This is a genomic window from Reyranella sp., assembly GCF_965279465.1.
In the GTDB taxonomy this organism is placed as follows: Bacteria; Pseudomonadota; Alphaproteobacteria; order Reyranellales; family Reyranellaceae; genus Reyranella.
The window spans coordinates 7021238-7037678 of record NZ_OZ257242.1; the positions used below are offsets into that span (position 1 = coordinate 7021238).

The window sequence follows — 16441 nt, forward strand, 5'->3', positions numbered from 1 at the left end:
TGGCGCATGACCCCAACCGATCCATCCGGAAGGCCGAGCATCGAGAGGCATCGCACCTCACGACTTCTCGACGTCTTCATCCGCGCCGGGATCATCCTTGCGCTGGTGATCCTTTGCTATCGGGTGTTCGCACCATTTCTCACCTTGACAGTCTGGGCAGTGATCCTTGCTGTGACGCTCTACCCCGCTCATCAGGCCATTGCCGCGAAACTGAATGGGCGCCAGGGGATTTCCGCAACGCTATTGGTGATCCTGGCCATTTCGCTCTTCGTCGTGCCCACGGCGGTGCTGATGAGCTCGCTGGGCGACACGCTCCAGGATTTCATCAAGGGCATGCAATCGAACACGATCGAGATCCCGCCACCGCCCGACTACGTCGCTGGCTGGCCGCTGATCGGCAAGAAGCTCCATAGCACATGGTCCAGTGCGCACAGCGACCTGCCTGGCCTGGTTCAAACCATGCAACCCAAGATTGGCGAGCTGGCCGTGGCGGGGCTGGGCTTTGTCGCAAGCATTGCCGGCGCCATTCTCGGGTTTCTGGCCGCTGTCATTCTCGCGGGCGTGATCGTTGCCTTCGGCGAGGCAGGAATACGCGGCTGCCGAGCCATCTTCGAGCGGATTGCCGGCAAGGGCCGCGGGGAAGAGTTCACGACACTTTCCGCCGCAACAATCCGGGCGGTCGCACAGGGCGTGGTCGGCGTTGCCCTCATCCAGGCCCTGCTCGTCGGCTTGTGCCTGCTTCTCGCAAGGGTGCCGTGGGCGGGCGCCGTGGCGGCGATCGTCCTGGTGCTGGGCATTGCGCAAGTGCCCGCAGTGATCGTCACTCTTCCCGCGATCGCCTACATCTGGACCCACGACGGATACGGCAGCGTCGAGGCGATCGTCTATACGGTCCTGCTGCTTGTGGCCGGAATGGCGGACAACGTTCTCAAACCGCTGTTGCTCGGCCGCGGTGTAGACGTACCGATGCCAATAATCCTCGTGGGTGCGCTGGGCGGCATGGCAGCCACAGGCATTGTCGGAATGTTCGTTGGGGCGACGCTGCTGGCGTTGGCCTATCAGGTGTTTATGAGCTGGGTTAAGGAGACTCCGGATTAACCGGACTTGGTCTTCCGGGCTGTCGCCTTGAATAGGGGCGCTCACGCTCATCAATTCGCCCATTCCGATGGGCGACGCAGCGCGGTAGCTTGCGGCTTCGTCGGAGATTACTTTGGGCCCGACGGTATCTCCTGGTCCGTCAGGCACGGTCGAACACGGTCGTGCCAAGTTGCTTCCTCGACAGCATCCTGGAGGTTCGCGAGGCATGTCCCAAATACGATACGAGACGCTGCATCCCGAGTTTGGTGCCAGCCTCCGCGGCGTCGACCTCGGCAAGCCGCTCACAGCAGACCTGATCCGGGAGATCAACGCTGCGATCGATCGCTATTCGTTCGTCTGCTTCCCCGATCAGTCGATGGACGACGACCGCCAGCTCGCCCTCACGCGCCAATTGGGCAACCCCGAGCCGAGCCACACCAGTGTCGGCAAGACCGAGTATTTCGGCACCATCGGCAACGTCCAGCAGGACGGCACGGTGCTGGGCAACTCGCACAAGAAGACGATCTTCCTCACTGGCAACAACATGTGGCACTCCGATGCCTCGTTCAAACCGGTGCCGGCGTTCCTCTCGATCATGTGCGCCTACGAAACGCCGGCCGAGGGCGGCAAGACGATGTTCGTCTCCCTGCGTGCCGCCTACGATCGCCTCCCGCCCGAGCGCAAGGCCGAGCTCGATCCCTTGATCGCGATCCACGATTACGTCTTTTCGCGCTCGAAGGTCGCCCCCGATGCCGTATCGCCCGAGCTGGCGGCCTCGCTGCCGCCCGTGCGTCAGCGGCTGGTCCGGACCAATCCGGCGACGGGTGCGAAAAACCTGTTCCTCGGCTCCCACGTCCGGGAGATCGAGGGCATGAGCCCGGCGGCCGGCCGCGCCCTGATCGATGAGCTGACCGAAGCGGCGATCCAGCCCGAGCATATCTATCACCACGCATGGCAACCGGGCGACGTCGTCCTCTGGGACAACCGCTGCCTCCTCCACGCCGGAAGCGGCTACGACGCCGACCGCCACCGCCGCTACATGCGCCAGACCCGCGTCAGCGGGGCCTGTCCGACCCTGGAGGAAGCTGCCTAGTCAGGCGCGCGACAGCATGTCGTCGAGCAGTGCCTGCGAGCGGGCGCGGTCGAAGAAGCGGGTGTGGAGCATCTGCTTGTTGCGCGCGGCGGAGGTCAGATAGAAGCGCTCGTAGAGGAAGCCGCGGCCGCCCAGCGTCGAGCCGACGAAGTCCCAGGCCATGCGGAACACCGCGGCGCGGGCATCGGCGGTCGCGCCGTCGGCGCCGTGCAGCATCTCGTCGATCAGCGGCCGCAGCGCCGGATCGTCGAGCTGGGCGCGGCTCGGCGTCGTCAGCAGGTTGTGGCTGCCGATCAGCGTGATGATCTCGGCCACCCGCGGCATCCAGACCGGCAGCATCGAGCGCATCGGCTCGAGCACGACACCGTTGGGGAACCACACCCCGTCGGCCCGCTCCGACGCCTGCTCGAGCGAAAGCTCCAGCGCATTGGCGGTCATGCGCACGTAGCAGGCGAGCTCGCCCAGCATCTCCGTCGTCGCGGGTGAATGGTCGCCGATCAGCTCCGCCATGCGCGTCGCCAGGCCATAGGCGAACTCCAGCTTGGTGAGCGCGCGGACGGTCGATTGCGTGGTCATGTGGATGGCGTAGCCGGTCGCGCGCATCGAGTTGTAGATCGCGACGTCGCCGTCGATGAACAGCCGATCCCACGGCACCACGACGTCGTCGAAGATGCAGAAGGCATCCTGCTCGTCGAAGCGCGACGACAGCGGCTTGTCGAACGAATCGGCGCCCGGCGCCGCCGCCGAGTCGCGGCACAGGAACTTCAGGCCCGGCGTGTCGAGTGGGAGGGCGAAGGCCACGGCATAGTCCTTGGCGTCCGGTGGAATCGGTTGGCCCGGATAGACCGCCGTCTCGTCGGCGTAGGGCGCGAGCGTCGCCAGCACCCTGGCGCCGCGCACGACGATGCCGTCGGCGGTTTCACCGACCTTGCGGATGGTGACCTTGTTGCCGACGATCCGCGCATCGGTCCGCTTGTCGACGGTCGGCTGGATGATCGTGTGCGTCAGCGAGATGTCGTCCCGCGCAATCCGGCGCTGGAACGCGACGACGTTGCGCGCGCCGCGCTCGTTGCGCCCGTCGGCACCGGCCCACACCTCGGGTGCCGAGGCGAAAGCTGCGAACTTCATGTTCATGTAGTCGGGGGTGCGGCCCATGATGCCCATGGAGCCCTCCGACAGCCGGACCAGGCCGGCATGGCGCCGCAGGAGGTCGTCGCGCGAGCGCGGCATCATGTGGCTGACGTTGGTGGGCGCGCCGTTCTCGGGGTCGGCGAACAGGCAGTCGCCGGCGAATTCGTGCTGCCGGTCGAAGATTGCCGCGAGGCTCGCCGCGCCGCCGCGCAGCCTGGGATGCGCCGTCACGTCCCCGATCCGCTCTCCGTCGACCCAGATCTCGCGCTTCGTCCTGCGCAGTCCCTCGAGAAACTCCGCCCCCGTCCGTGCCCCCATGCCGTCTCCTCCGCTCCTTTTTCTCCCTGCGCGTAGCGCGGGGAGAAAACACTTGTAGCAGCATTCCCCGCGCCGGGCTGGTCACGGCCGGTCTGCTCCCCTAAAACCCGGGGCGCCAACCAGCCGACGGAATCCGCCCAATGAAACCGACAACCGTTCTCATCGATCGCCATCCCGGCCGCTCCACCCAGTCGATCGGACTGGCGCGTGCGATCGGCACCGATCCCGACCTGATCCACGAGCCGTCGGTCGGCGTCGTCGGCACCAAGGGCGACAGCCAGTGCTATCTGGGCGTCATGGCCAAGGTCGAGGCGATCCACGCCCAGCTCAAGGGCCGCATCGGCCAGGGACAGGGCCAGCTCAAGCTGCGTCTGGTCCAACCCGAGTACACGATCGCGACCTCTGACGGCATCCGCAACGGCACGCGCGAGATGCGCTATTCGCTGATCGGCCGCGAGGTGACCAACGATGCCCTGTGCGAGCATCTGAGCGCCACGGGCCTTGCCGGCACGATCGCCGTCGTCGCCTGCGACAAGCCGCCGGTCGGCACCCTCGCCGCGCTGCTCGAGCACAACCGCCCCTCGATCATCATGTCGGACGGGCCGATCCACCCCGGCACGGACCCGAAGACCGGCGAAACGATCGATCTCGTGAGCGCCTACCAGGTCGCCGGCCATCCCGACCCCGAGTATCGCCACCACATCGCCTGCCACGCCTGCCCCGGATACGGCAGCTGCGGCGGCATGTTCACCTACAACACCATGCAGACCTTCATCGGTGTGGTCGGCATGCAGCCGCTGCACATGGTTGCGCCGCCGTCCGACGATCCGCGCCGCGTCGGGCCGTTCGCGGCTGAGCTGGTCGACCATCTCGCGAACCTGATGGAGAAGGATATCAAGCCGCGCGACATCGTGGTGCGCGATTCGCTGCGCAACGCGGTGATCGTGGCAATGGCGATCGGCGGCTCGACCAACGTGACGCTGCACGCGCCGGAGATTGCCCGCGCCGCGGGCTACGGCGATTTCTGGAAGGAGATCATGACGCCGGAGGAGTTCAACTACCTCTCGCAACACATCGTGCCGGTGCTCACCGACGCGCGGCCCTACGGCAAATACTCGATGGTCGACATCGACAATGTCGGCGGCGTGCAGGTCATCGTGCGCGAGCTGCTCGACGCGGGACTGCTCAATGGCGACATGCTCACCTGCACCGGCGAAACGCTCGGCGCGCAAGTCCAGCGTCTCGGCGCGAAGCGGGCCGACGGCAAGGTCGTCTATTCCGTCGAGAAGCCGTACAAGCCGACCGGCGGCCTGCGCGTGCTGGGCGGCAACCTGTCGCCCGACTTCTCGGCGATCCTCAAGCTCGCCGGTGTCGAGGGCGGGCTGGAAAATAACCTGTTCCGCGGCCGCGCACGCGTGTTCGAGGGCGAGCAGGGCCTGCTCGACGCCCTCGACCAGAAGCCGGAGACCTTCCAGAACCACGACATGATCATCGTGCGCTACGAAGGCCCGAGCGGCGCGCCGGGCATGCCGGAAATGCTCGACCCAACCTCGCGCATCACGACGCTCTGTCGCGAGCGCGGCATCGTCGTGGCGCTGATGACCGATGCGCGCTTCTCGGGCGGCTCGGTCGGGCTGGTGATCGGCCATGTCGGTCCGGAAGCGGCCCTTGGCGGGCCGATCGCGCTGATCGAGGAAGGCGACGAGATCGTGGCCGACCTCAACACCGACGAGCTGAACTGCACAGCCCTCTCGGATCCAGCCATCCGCGCCAAACGGCAGGCGGCCTGGGACAAGGCGGTCGCCGACAACGGCGGCATCCATCCCAATTGCGGCATCGCCGACACGCGGCTGCTGCGCCGCGCGCGGCTCAGCGCCGTGCCGGCAACGCGCGGCGGCGGGCTGCATCCCAACCGCGAGGTCTGGGTGCGCAATCCGCGCACGGCGGACCGCTCCGGCTTCGTGCTGCGCAACAAGCACCGGCCCGCCGCGAACAAGACGTTCTGAACGCTGGGAGCGCGGCTCTCCAGAGCCGCTCTTCTTCGGATTGCCCCATCCCATGAGCGGCTCTGGAGAGCCGCGCTCCCAGCAACGCGATCCCTCGGGAGAGCTGATATGACGAAGGCCGAAGCGATCGCCCTGGCGGAGTACCGCCGCGCGCACGTGCCGCTGTACAACGGCCAGAAGCTCAAACTCGGCGTGTTCGGCATCAACTGCAGCTACGGCCTCAACATCAGCCACGCGCCCACCACCTACAAGGTGACCTGGGAGCACACCTCCGAGATCGTGAAGCGCGCCGACGCCATGGGCTTCGAACTCGCCCTGCCCGTCGCGCGCTGGCGCGGCTTCGGCGGCACGACCGACTTCAACGGCGAATCGTTCGAGACCTACACCTGGGCGGCGGGACTGGCGCAGGCGACCAGGAACATCATGGTCGCCGCGACCTCGCACGTGCCGACGGTGCACCCCATCGTGGCCGCCAAGCAGGCGGCGACGATCGACCACATTTCGAACGGCCGTTTCGCCCTCAACCTGGTGATGGGCTGGTTCACGCCCGAGATGGAGATGTTCCAGGGCAGCCAGCGTGCGCACGACGACCGCTACCGCTACGGCGCCGAATGGCTCGCCATCGTCAAACGCCTGTGGACCGAGGAGGAACCGTTCGATTTCGAGACGGCGGACTTTCATATCAGGCAGGCCCAGGCCCATCCCAAGCCGGTCCAGAAACCCCACCCCGTCCTGATCAACGCCGGCCATTCCACCGCAGCCACGGAATTCTCCGCCCGCGAGGTCGACTTCAGCTTCGTGGGCTTCGACAGCATCGAGCAGGTCAGGGCCGTCGCCGCCCGGATGCGCGCGAAGGCCCGCACGGACTATCGGCGTGACATCGGCGTCTGCACCTCGGCTCTGATCGTCTGCCGCGAGACCGAGGCCGAGGCGCGCCAAGTCTATCGCAGCATCATCGAGCATGGCGACTGGGTCGCGGCGGGCAATCTCATGAAGGTGCTGGGCATCGAGAGCCAGTCGTTCAACGACCGCATCGACAAGCATCGCGAACGGATCGTCGCCGGCTGGGGAACGAACCCGATCATCGGCACGCCCGAGCAGGTCACTGCCCAGCTGGCCGAAGTGTCGGCGGCCGGCATCGACGGCGTCGTATTCGGCTTCCTCGACTACAACGAGGAGCTGAAGTACTTCGACAGTGCGGTGATGCCGCTGCTGCGTCAGGCGGGGCTACGGAAGTAGCAGGTATTGACTTGGCCCAAAGCAGAACCCGTCTACTGTCCGCGCAGTGTCATCCCGAGCGCAGCGAGGGATCCAGACCGATCAGCATAGATCCCTCGCTGCGCTCGGGATGACACTGCCGAAACTAACATGGGCAGGGAGAAGCATGCCGTGGCTGTGCAGGAACGGACTCAAGTCGGAATCATCGGCGCCGGACCGGCGGGGCTCCTGCTCGCCCGCCTGCTGAAGCTGCATGATATCGACAGCGTGATCGTGGAAGCCCGCACGCGCGACTATGTCGAAGCGCGCGTTCGCGCTGGCGTGCTCGAGCAGGGCACGGTCGGACTGCTCGAAGAGGCCGGCGTCGCCGAACGGCTGCATCGCGACGGGCTCGTGCACGATGGCGTCGAGATTGCGGGCAACGGCCGGCGCCTGCGTATCGACTTCCGCGAGCTGACCGGCAAGACCGTCACCGTCTACGGCCAGACCGAGGTGACGCGGGACCTGATCGCCGCGCGCCTCGCCGGGGATGGTCCGATCGTCTGGGAGGCAGCGGACGTCAAGATCCATGACATCGAGAGCGATCGCCCGCGGCTCGGCTATCGGGTGGCAGGCGTCGAGCGCGAGCTGGTCTGCGATTTCATTGCTGGCTGCGACGGCTTCCACGGGGTGAGCCGGCCGTCCCTGCCCACATCGCTCGGCCAGACCTTCGAGCGCACCTATCTGTTCGGCTGGCTTGGCATCCTGGCAGACGTGCCGCCATGCTCGGACGAGCTGATCTACGCCAGCCATCCGCGCGGCTTCGCCCTCGCCTCGATGCGCTCGCCGACCCGCAGCCGCTACTACATCCAGTGCGCGCTCGACGAGAAGATCGAGGACTGGCCCGACGAAAGACTCTGGGACGAGCTGAAGCTGCGGCTCGGATCGGATACAGCGCCGGACGTCACGACCGGCCCAGCGATCGAGAAGAGCATCGCGCCGCTGCGCAGCTTCGTCTCGACGCCGATGCAGCACGGTCGCCTTTTCCTCGCCGGCGACGCCGCCCACATCGTTCCGCCGACCGGTGCCAAGGGACTCAATCTCGCGGCCTCGGACGTGCACTATCTCTGCCGCGCCCTGGCCGCGCACTACGCCACGGGAAACGACGATCTTCTCCGCGCCTACAGCGTCACCGCGCTCGCCCGCGTGTGGAAGGCCGAGCGCTTCTCGTGGTGGATGACCATGCTGCTGCACCGGCTTCATCCTGAGGCCAGCTTCGAAGCCCAGATGCAGCGTGCCGAACTCGACTACCTCGCCAGCTCGCGCGCCGCACAGACGGTGCTTGCCGAGAACTACGTCGGCCTGCCGTTCTGACCAAAGTCTCTTTCGCTGATGGAAATCGCCGCTAAGCCATACGCCATGCTATCGAGGGTTGCTTGTCAGATAATAATTTCTCGAATATCGGGGTATTATTGGCAGCGAGCACGACGCAACGCGAAGAGGTGAAAATGCGGAGACTGCGCGTTACAGATCCGAATCTGTCCGCTGCCTGGCGCAGGAAGGCATCCCTCGAGGCACTGCTCGAGGCCTACGGATCCGCGGCGAAGAAGCATCACGCGGCCAATCTCGTGGGCGATTGGAGGACAGGAAATCCGCAGGCGACCATCGTTTTTGCAATCTATCGCGAGCTTAGGCGGCGAGGCCTGGAGGCCCAACGCGCTTTGCTTTCGCTGCTTGACGAGGAGGATCTGGGTATACGGCTATGGACGGCGGCCCACGCGCTGGAATTCGATCCCGATCGCGGCATTCCCATTCTCGAGGAACTCGCCAAAACGGCACCATGGCCAGAAAATTTCAACGCAGGAATGACACTCAAGCTTTGGAAGAAGGGCGAGCTCAGCTTCCCGTGAAGCGACGGCGTTCTCCGCAAGTGCAAGTACACGAACCTTTGGCCAAAGATGCGCTATGGTCTTCGAGTTCGCGATCGGACAAAAAAAGACGCGCCACCGGAGTGGCGCGCCCCAGCAGACCTACAGATACTTCGCCGGCCGGATCATCGCGCGCCACATGTGCGCGACCGGGCTGTTGTCATAGCCCAATCCCTGCTCGGGCTGGCGGAAGTTGCGGCCGATGACGTCGGTGAACTCCTCGAGCTCGACATGCACGTTCGGATCGAACGAGTAGATGTCGTGCACGGTGATCTGACGGCCGTACATGTACCATTTATGAGCGCGCATCCGCTTGTAGTCTTCCTCGATGTACGGGTCGGGCCGATACTCGGGGCCGAACATCGTGACGTACGATTGCGGGTACTCGTAACCGGCGGCTTCGTCGGCATAGAAGCGCAGCACCTGATGGGCGCGGATCGCCCAGGTCACTTCCTCGTCGACATAGGGCTCGACGAGCTGCGCGCCCCAATAGCCATGGTCGCCACGGATGAAACCGACGCCGGCGATGTCGTGCAGCAGGCAGGCCAGCACCATCTTCTCGGGCAAGCCGCCCTTCACCGCGTGGCGAGCGCTCTGCAGCAGGTGCATGCTGGGGCCGAAGCGCAGCTTGAAGAAGTCGACCAGGGTTGGCTTCTCCGGCATCGCCGGAAGGCGCGGATCGTCGATCATCAGCATGCGGGCGTTCGGATTGCCCTTCATCAGAGACGACGCGCTCGGCGGGGCGCTCAGATCGCCTTCCGCGAGGCTGTGCAGCCGCGACTTCACGACATGGTAATCGAGCTCGCGCGACATCTTCTCTTCGTACGCGTCGGCACGCTGTGACAGGGTGGCGAAATCGTTCATGGCATTCCTCCTACGGCCTCTGGGTCCCGGGCTTGCGTCTCCAGCCTAGCACGAAGCGCCGGAAGTGACACTGCCACGCCCCCTAAGCTACGGTCGGCACAACGGGAGGAACCAATGCGGCTTACACGCAGGCAGATGCAGCGCCTTGCCGTGGGCGGCCTCGCCGCTCCGGCGCTGGCTACCGGCACCGAGTTCATCGCCTACGCCAGGGCGCATCCGGGAAAGATCAACTTCGGCTCGGCCGGAACCGGCTCCGTCACGCATGTGAGTGGCGAGCTTTTCAGGATGATGCCAGCGTCGACATTCAGCACGTGCCCCATCGGTGCGCCCCGCTGGCGCTCGCCGACCTGCTGGCCGGCCAGGTGCAGGTGAAGTTCGACAACCTGCTGTCGTCGATCGACCATGTCCCGACCGGCCATCGGCGTGGCGCTGGCCAATCCGGCGCTGAAGGCAAGAGCCCTCGATTTCGGCGGCGTGCCGATTGCGATGACGCCCGTGGCGTTCACGCCGTCCCTCGCCGAAGAGACCGCGAAGTGGGCCAAGGTAATTCGCGCCGCCAACATGAAGCCGGGTTGAGGGTTCGCTTCCTCCCCGCGCGCAAGCGCGGGAAGGTGTCGGCGTCTTACGCTGACGGAGGGGTCATGAGCACCAGTCGCATTGCCTATGACCCCTCCGCCCGCGCTTACGCGGGCACCTCCTCTTCGCGGACTCCGCGGAGGGGAGGAATTTATGATCAGGTCCGCTTGAAGCCCTCGAGTTCCGTTGCGGCCCAGTCGCTCACCTTGGTCAGCGACTCGCCCTTGGAGTAGCGGACGACCATCTGCGCCTGGATCGCCTGCGCCCAGATCTGGGCGGCGATCAGCGGCGGCGCCGGCGAGCAGACCACGCCGGCCACCTGATCGCCACCCTTGATCGGATAGTGCGAGATCGAGCCCTTGGGCGGCCCCTCCTCGTCCCAGGTCTTGAAGTTGGTGAAGCTCGGGTACGGCGGGATGTCGTAGCCCTGGCTCGCCGCGACCTGCTTCTCAGCGTTCTGCCGCATCGCGAGGAATTCGAGCAGGCTCCGTGCCGCCGGCTTGTTCTTCGAGAAGTTCCACACGCCGTAGAAGCGCGGCAGGATCGGGTTGAACCGGCCGGCCGGCCCCTTGGGGAAGCCGATGGTCCAGCACTTCTCCGCGACCTGCGGCGCGTCGCGCTTGGCGACGGCCCAGGCGCTCGGCGGATTGAAGATCAGCGATCCCTTGCCGGCGAGCAGCCACTTGTTGTTCGACGCGTCGTCCCATGCCTGCGCGTCGGCGGGACAGAAGGCGGCAAGCCGCTTGCCGTACTCCAGCACCTGGCGGACGGCGTCCGACTTGACCGTGATGTCGCCCTTGGCATCCATGAGCTGGGCGCCATAGGCCAGGAAAAGCGCGCCGATCCATTGGTTTGTGTCGGTCGTGTTGCCGAGCGGCAGGCCGAAGCCGGCTTCGGCCTTCTGGCACTTCTCGGCTGCGGCAAGGAAGGCGTCCCAGGTCCAGCTCGCGTCATTGGGCGGCTTGCCGGCCGGGTAGAGTGCCTGCACGTCGATGCCTGCATGCTGCTTCATGAGGTCGAAGCGCGTGCAGCAGCCGAGCAGCAGGGTGCCGCGCGTCATTGGTACACCCAGCCACTTGCCCTGGTACCTGCCGAGATACTCGACCGCCGGATCGATCGGTCCGTTCCTGGCCACGACATTCTTGACGACGTCGTCGACCGGTTCGAGCGCCTGGTTGTACTGCGCCGATTCCCAGTTGGTGAACTCCATGATGTCGTGACCGGAGCGCGCCTGCGCTTCGACTGCCAGGGTAAGCAGCAGCTTGTTGCCCTGGCTGGTGATGTAGTCGACCTTGACGTCGACCTTCTCGCGATCGGCCCACTCCTTGATGATGGCGGACTGGACATCGTTGGCGCCGGGGACCCAGTGGTCCCAAAGCCCGATGGTCAGGCTACCGGCTGCATGTGCGCTGCGCACGAAGGGCGCAGCGACCAGGCCGAGGGCGGTGCCTCCGGCCACGACTCGACGACGCGTAACAACGCTAGTTTGCGGCATGAATCGTCCTCCCTGAAGGAACGCTTGCGCACGCGACTGACGCTTACGGTTTTTTTGATCGTTATGCGGGGCGGTCCTGCCAGCAACGATGGCAAGAGCGGCCCCGGACGCACTTACAGCATCGCCACCCTATTCCAAGGTTTGCGGCGACGCCAGCGCGCCGCCGCGGCCGCGACAATCAGGCCGCCTGGCGCCGGCAGAGGCAGGAGGCGCGCACCGGCGTGTCGGCACGCGCCTGTGCGAGATCGAGCCGCGCCTTGATCAGCGGCGCCTCGAGGGTCTCCCCGCGGCGCGTCAGGCATTCGTGCAGGCCGTGCAGGCTCCAGACATTGTCGGGATGCCAGCACGCCCGACTGACGCTCTTGTCGAAGCCAAGATCGGCGCGATAGACCGCCTCGGCCTCGGCGAGCCGGCCCTGCTCCAGCAGCAGCGCGCCCAGCGCATGTCGCGTCGGCTGCATCCAGCCCCACGGCTCGTCGTAGGGCAGCGCGTCCTCGAGCTCGACGGAGCGCCGCAGATGGGCGAAGGCCACATCGAAGTTGCCGCGGCGATACTCGAGCTCGCCGTTCAGCATCTGCTCGGCAATATCGAGCAGGCTGACGACGGTGTTGTTGTGCACCAACCGCGACTTGGGCACACGCGCCTTGGCCTCGAGGAAGGCGGCCCGTGCCGCCTCGGCCTCGGGAATCTCGCCCAGCACCGAATGTGCCAGGCCCTTGGCATAGAGCATCATCGCCGTCGTCGAGCAGTAGACATCGCGGTCGGCGGGCAGCTCCTGGGCGATGATCTCGCGCCACTTGCCGAAGCGCACCAGCACGTGCTGCTTCATCGAGATGTAGCCTTCGATGAAATCGGCCATCGGCGGCGACGGGATGCGCAGCAGCGCATCGGGAGTGGTGGCGATCAGCTCTTCCGCCGCTTTCATCGCGGGCTCGAACTGGCCGAGGAACATCGCGCCATAGATGATGAAATGATGGTTGTGCGTGCGGTACAGCGCATAGACGTTCATCGCCCCCTCGCGCGCGAGGAACTTGCGATCGACCACGACGGCCTTCTGGTTGTAGACCACGACATCGCGATAGTTGCCGCACAGCACGTCGATATGGGTCGGCATGTGGACCAGGTGGCCGGAGTCGGGCACCAGCTCGCGCAGCCGGTCTCCCTGCCGCAGGGCGCGCTGCGGGAACGGGGACATCTCCATCAGGTGGACGTAGAGATGCAGCAGGCCGGGATGGTCCCAGGCCCGCGGCCTGTCGGCGAACAGCATGTCGAACAGCGCCAGCGCCTCGCGGGTGCCGGCGCCCTCGGGAACGCCGCCGGTGTCGATGTTCCACATCTGCCACGGCGTCTCGTCCATGATCGCTTCGATGAAGACGCCCGCGGCCTCGAGATCGTCGGGGAAGCGGGCGAACACTTTGCGCATCTCGCGGGTGAAGGCCTTGTCCCACTCCGACTGGTCGTCGATCGGCGTGCGTTGCGGATAGCGCGCCGGCAGGGCCCTGATGAACGCCTGCTCGACCGGCGTGGCACGGTCGGCGACGGCCAGCGCCGCGCTCATGGCATCGTAGGAGGCAGCCAGCGCCTTTGCCTTGCCGTCGGGGTCATAGCGGTCCCACGGCAGGTTGTAGTTCGGGCCCGCGGCATAGGCGATGCCCCAATGGGCCATCGCGCAGGCAGGATCGTGCTCGACCGCCTTGGCGAAGCATTTGATCGCCTCGCCATGGTTGAAGCCGAACAGCCAATTCAAGCCGCGGTCGAACCAGAGCTGCGCCTCGGCCGACGTCGTCGTCACCGGGCGCGAGTAGGAGCCAAGATTGTAGTAATCCATGCGTCGTCCCCCCTTCAGAACCGTGGCGGCCCTGCATTCTGGTCCCAGTCCGGATCGCTGCTGGGATTGAGCGGTGGGTCGCTCGCCAGCAGCCCCTTGCCGGGTATGTAGTTCACCTCGAGGCGGATCCCGTCGGGATCCTCGAAGACGAAGAAATAGTAGCCCGGCGCCCACGCGCCCTCCAGCGGGCCGCGGTCGATGCGGCCGCCGATGCTGCGCACCTTCTCCGCCGCCTTGTCGACGTCCTCGCGCGTGCGGGCGCGCAAGCAGAAATGATGCAGCCCGACGCGGTTCTGCTCGAAGCGCAGGCCCTCGTGTTCCGGCGCGCAACGCTGGATGCCGACCGCCGTGCGGCCGCCGACGTGATAGAGGAAGTTGTTGCCGTCGAAGACCTTCTTCAGACCGAGGAAGGGCAGCAGCTCGCCGTAGAAGGCGTGCGCCTTCTCCCAGCTGCTCACGGTCAGGATGACATGCGCCATGCCGTTGACTTCGATCATGCTGTCCTCTTCGATTGCCTACCTGAGCCTAGCCCATTCCCGGTGCGCCATGACAAGCCTCAAGCCTCCGACCCTGCCCTTGACCCGCGGCTGCCCATGCGGCGCGGTGCGCTTCGCGGTGAGGGAGATGCCGTATCTGGCCTACGCCTGCCACTGCACCAACTGCCAGCGCGCTTCGGGAAGCGCCTTCGCGCTCAACATGCCGGTCGCCAAGCCGGCGCTCAAGATCACGCAGGGCCAGCCCAAGGCCTCGCATCGGACGAGTCCGAGCGGCGTGCCCGGCACCTTCTGGTTCTGCGGCGACTGCGGCGGCCGCATCTACGGCGAGCGTGCGAGCGCCCCTGACATAGCGGTCCTGCGCGGCGGCACGCTCGACGACACGTCCTGGGTAACGCCGGTCGCCCATTTCTTCATGCGCAGCGCCCAGCCGTGGGAGCGGTTCGACACCGCGGACGCCACCTGCTTCGAAGCCGGCTCGGACGATTACGCTCCCCTCGTCGCGATCTGGCGCCAGCGCTACGGCCTGTGACGAGCCCGGCTTCAGTGACCTCGGCCGCGTCGTGCATGTAGAGCCAGCCGATATTGCCGATCGAGCGGCCGCCCGAACAGGCATCGCCCCCGCGGCTCCAGCCCGCTCATCCGCGCATATGAATGCGATCAATCATGAGCGAGCTGAACCCTTCGACTTCGCTCAGGGCAGCCCCTTCGACTTCGCTCAGCGCAGGTGCCGCGGTTCAGGAGAGCATGAGCGCTCGCTACGCATCCGCCGCCAGAACCCTCTCCATGTGGACGCGCATATGCGCATCCTTGCCATGTTCCGGCAGGCCGCGCCGGACGATCTCGAAGCCGTGGCGACGATAGAGGCGGATGCGGTCCTCCATCATCTCGGCGGTGGTGAGCGACAGGGTCTGCAAGCCCCTGGAGCGTGCGATCTCCGCGACCCTGCCGATCATGAAGCTCGCGATCCCGCTCTTCTGCCGCATCGGGCTGACGCTGATCAGGGCCAGCTCCATGTCGGCGCCGCGCGGGCGGGTGGCGATGGCCCCGACGATCTCGCCGCCGTCGAGTGCGATGTAGATGTCGCCCTGTGCGATCGCCTGGCCAAACCAGTCATAGGCATCGGCCGTGATCTCACGCCCCAGACGGCGCACATAGGGAGTGAAGGCCGACCGCATCAGCGCATCGACCTGGGCAAGTTGCGCCGGCACGGCAACGGCCAAAGCAAGAGTGGCTTCAGCCGACATCGGCCGCATCGTGGGCATAGAGCCATCCGATGTTGGCGATCGAGCGGTCGCCCGAATTAGCCAACGCCTCGTCGCGCTTCTGCTGGTCGGGTCCATCCTGCAGATGGAAGCGCGTACGGTTGTTGGCGCTGGCCTCCTGCAGGCGCGTCGCGCGCGGCTTGCGGATCTCCTCGTAGCGGCGCAACGCGGCCGGCACATCGTCCGGCATGGCGCTCAGCAGGGACGCCAGCGCCGCCCCGTCCTCGATCGATTGCGCGGCGCCCTGCGCCATGAAGGGCAGCATCGGATGACAGGCGTCACCCAGCAAGGTTACGCGGCCGGCAGTCCACTGCGGCAGCGGCAGGCGGTCGTGCAGTGCCCAGATGTAGGTCTCGGGAAAGGCCGAGATCAGGCTGCGCACCATCGGGTGCCAGCCCTCGTAACGTGCCAACGCGTCGGCGACATTGCCCTTGTCGGTCCAGCCGTCGGACGTCCAGTCGCCGTGTTCGGCGACGCAGACGACGTTCATTAATCGCCCGGCCGACACCCAGTAGTGAACCACGTGCCCGTCCGGCCCCATCCAGTTGTTCGATGCCACCTCGATGCCGAGTTTTGCGACCCTCTCGGCCGGCACCAGCCCGCGCCAGGCGACGCAACCTGTGAATCGCGGCTTCTCCGGGCCGAACAGGACGTGGCGCACGCGGCTATGGATGCCGTCGGCGCCGACCAGCAGGTCCGTCTCGACCGTTGCGCCATTGTCGAACCGCGCGGTCACGCGATCGCCGTTCTGCTCGAGGTCGGCGAGCTTGTGGCCGACATGCAGGCGCTCCGCCGGCAGTGCCGCGGCCAGCAGGTTGGCGAGGTCAGCGCGGTGCAGATGATAGTAGGGCGCGCCGAACGTTGTCTCGATCTCGGAGCCGAGCGGCGCGCGCTGCAGGGTGCGGCCATTGTCCCAGCGCCGCTGGTGCACCGCAAGCGGCCGGACTCCCGCCGCATCGAGCGCCTTCTTCAGGCCGAGCCGGATCAGCAGCCGCGAGGCGTTCGGGCTCATCTGGATCCCGGCCCCGATCTCGGTGATGCGCGGCGCCTGCTCGTAGACATGGACGTCAAAGCCGGCGTGCAACAGATGCAGCGCCGCGGAAAGGCCGCCGATGCCGCCGCCTATCACTACAATCTTCATTGCAACACCCGTTGCATGATCAGCCCCT

Annotated in this window: 16 protein-coding genes; 9 read left to right on the forward strand and 7 right to left on the reverse strand. The window is 66.1% G+C overall.

The window, feature by feature from the left end; genetic code table 11:
* The first annotated feature begins 6 nt into the window (after nt 1-6).
* Together ACQY8M_RS34255 and ACQY8M_RS34260 are read left to right on the forward strand one after the other, a co-directional pair.
* A complete protein-coding gene (locus tag ACQY8M_RS34255; protein ID WP_428665973.1) occupies nt 7-1098 on the forward strand; it encodes an AI-2E family transporter in 1092 nt (363 codons plus the stop codon).
* A 205-nt stretch (nt 1099-1303) separates the two neighbouring features.
* Nucleotides 1304-2170 (forward strand): TauD/TfdA dioxygenase family protein, encoded by an 867-nt coding sequence (locus ACQY8M_RS34260; protein WP_428665976.1) that lies wholly within the window; start codon nt 1304-1306, stop codon nt 2168-2170.
* Here the strand turns inward: ACQY8M_RS34260 and ACQY8M_RS34265 are convergent, their stop codons facing one another.
* Nucleotides 2171-3619 (reverse strand): 4-hydroxyphenylacetate 3-hydroxylase family protein, encoded by a 1449-nt coding sequence (locus tag ACQY8M_RS34265; protein WP_428665979.1) that lies wholly within the window; start codon nt 3617-3619, stop codon nt 2171-2173.
* Nucleotides 3620-3759: 140 nt separating this feature from the next.
* Here ACQY8M_RS34265 and ACQY8M_RS34270 point away from each other — a divergent pair, with 140 nt between their 5' ends.
* The 4 genes from ACQY8M_RS34270 (at nt 3760) to ACQY8M_RS34285 (ending at nt 8732) form a co-directional block, all read left to right on the forward strand.
* Nucleotides 3760-5625, forward strand: a complete 1866-nt coding sequence (locus ACQY8M_RS34270; protein ID WP_428665982.1) for a dihydroxy-acid dehydratase — start codon at nt 3760-3762, stop codon at nt 5623-5625.
* Between the two features lie 108 nt (nt 5626-5733).
* Nucleotides 5734-6864, forward strand: coding sequence for an LLM class flavin-dependent oxidoreductase (locus ACQY8M_RS34275; protein ID WP_428665984.1), 1131 nt, complete (start codon nt 5734-5736; stop codon nt 6862-6864).
* Between the two features lie 150 nt (nt 6865-7014).
* Nucleotides 7015-8196 carry a 4-hydroxybenzoate 3-monooxygenase gene (pobA, locus tag ACQY8M_RS34280; protein ID WP_428665987.1) on the forward strand — a complete coding sequence of 394 codons (1182 nt, stop codon included), beginning with the start codon at nt 7015-7017 and terminating at the stop codon, nt 8194-8196.
* 62 nt (nt 8197-8258) lie between these two features.
* Nucleotides 8259-8732 carry a DUF2019 domain-containing protein gene (locus ACQY8M_RS34285; protein ID WP_428665989.1) on the forward strand — a complete coding sequence of 158 codons (474 nt, stop codon included), beginning with the start codon at nt 8259-8261 and terminating at the stop codon, nt 8730-8732.
* Between the two features lie 120 nt (nt 8733-8852).
* Here the strand turns inward: ACQY8M_RS34285 and ACQY8M_RS34290 are convergent, their stop codons facing one another.
* Entirely contained in the window at nt 8853-9614 is a 762-nt protein-coding gene (locus ACQY8M_RS34290; protein ID WP_428665992.1) for a hypothetical protein, read from the reverse strand.
* 135 nt (nt 9615-9749) lie between these two features.
* Between ACQY8M_RS34290 and ACQY8M_RS34295 the strand changes: the two genes are divergently transcribed.
* Together ACQY8M_RS34295 and ACQY8M_RS34300 are read left to right on the forward strand one after the other, a co-directional pair.
* Entirely contained in the window at nt 9750-9986 is a 237-nt protein-coding gene (locus tag ACQY8M_RS34295; protein ID WP_428675574.1) for a tripartite tricarboxylate transporter substrate-binding protein, read from the forward strand.
* Between the two features lie 30 nt (nt 9987-10016).
* A complete protein-coding gene (locus ACQY8M_RS34300; RefSeq protein WP_428665994.1) occupies nt 10017-10190 on the forward strand; it encodes a hypothetical protein in 174 nt (57 codons plus the stop codon).
* A gap of 157 nt (nt 10191-10347) precedes the next feature.
* Here the strand turns inward: ACQY8M_RS34300 and ACQY8M_RS34305 are convergent, their stop codons facing one another.
* The 3 genes from ACQY8M_RS34305 to ACQY8M_RS34315 form a co-directional block, all read right to left on the reverse strand.
* Nucleotides 10348-11685, reverse strand: coding sequence for an ABC transporter substrate-binding protein (locus ACQY8M_RS34305; RefSeq protein ID WP_428665996.1), 1338 nt, complete (start codon nt 11683-11685; stop codon nt 10348-10350).
* 178 nt (nt 11686-11863) lie between these two features.
* Complete coding sequence (locus tag ACQY8M_RS34310; RefSeq protein ID WP_428665999.1) at nt 11864-13513, reverse strand: hypothetical protein; 1650 nt, start codon at nt 13511-13513, stop codon at nt 11864-11866.
* Between the two features lie 14 nt (nt 13514-13527).
* Nucleotides 13528-14010: a VOC family protein gene (locus ACQY8M_RS34315; protein WP_428666002.1), complete on the reverse strand. Its 483-nt coding sequence runs from the start codon at nt 14008-14010 to the stop codon at nt 13528-13530.
* A gap of 49 nt (nt 14011-14059) precedes the next feature.
* Between ACQY8M_RS34315 and ACQY8M_RS34320 the strand changes: the two genes are divergently transcribed.
* The gene (locus ACQY8M_RS34320) at nt 14060-14539 is read left to right on the forward strand and encodes a GFA family protein (protein WP_428666004.1); all 480 of its coding nucleotides are present in this window, start codon (nt 14060-14062) and stop codon (nt 14537-14539) included.
* Between the two features lie 226 nt (nt 14540-14765).
* Here the strand turns inward: ACQY8M_RS34320 and ACQY8M_RS34325 are convergent, their stop codons facing one another.
* Both ACQY8M_RS34325 and ACQY8M_RS34330 read right to left on the reverse strand, forming a co-directional pair.
* Nucleotides 14766-15254, reverse strand: coding sequence for a GNAT family N-acetyltransferase (locus ACQY8M_RS34325; RefSeq protein WP_428666006.1), 489 nt, complete (start codon nt 15252-15254; stop codon nt 14766-14768).
* Nucleotides 15244-16413 (reverse strand): FAD-dependent oxidoreductase, encoded by a 1170-nt coding sequence (locus tag ACQY8M_RS34330; RefSeq protein ID WP_428666009.1) that lies wholly within the window; start codon nt 16411-16413, stop codon nt 15244-15246. The genes ACQY8M_RS34325 and ACQY8M_RS34330 overlap by 11 nt, the downstream gene beginning before the upstream one ends.
* Nucleotides 16414-16441 lie beyond the last annotated feature (28 nt).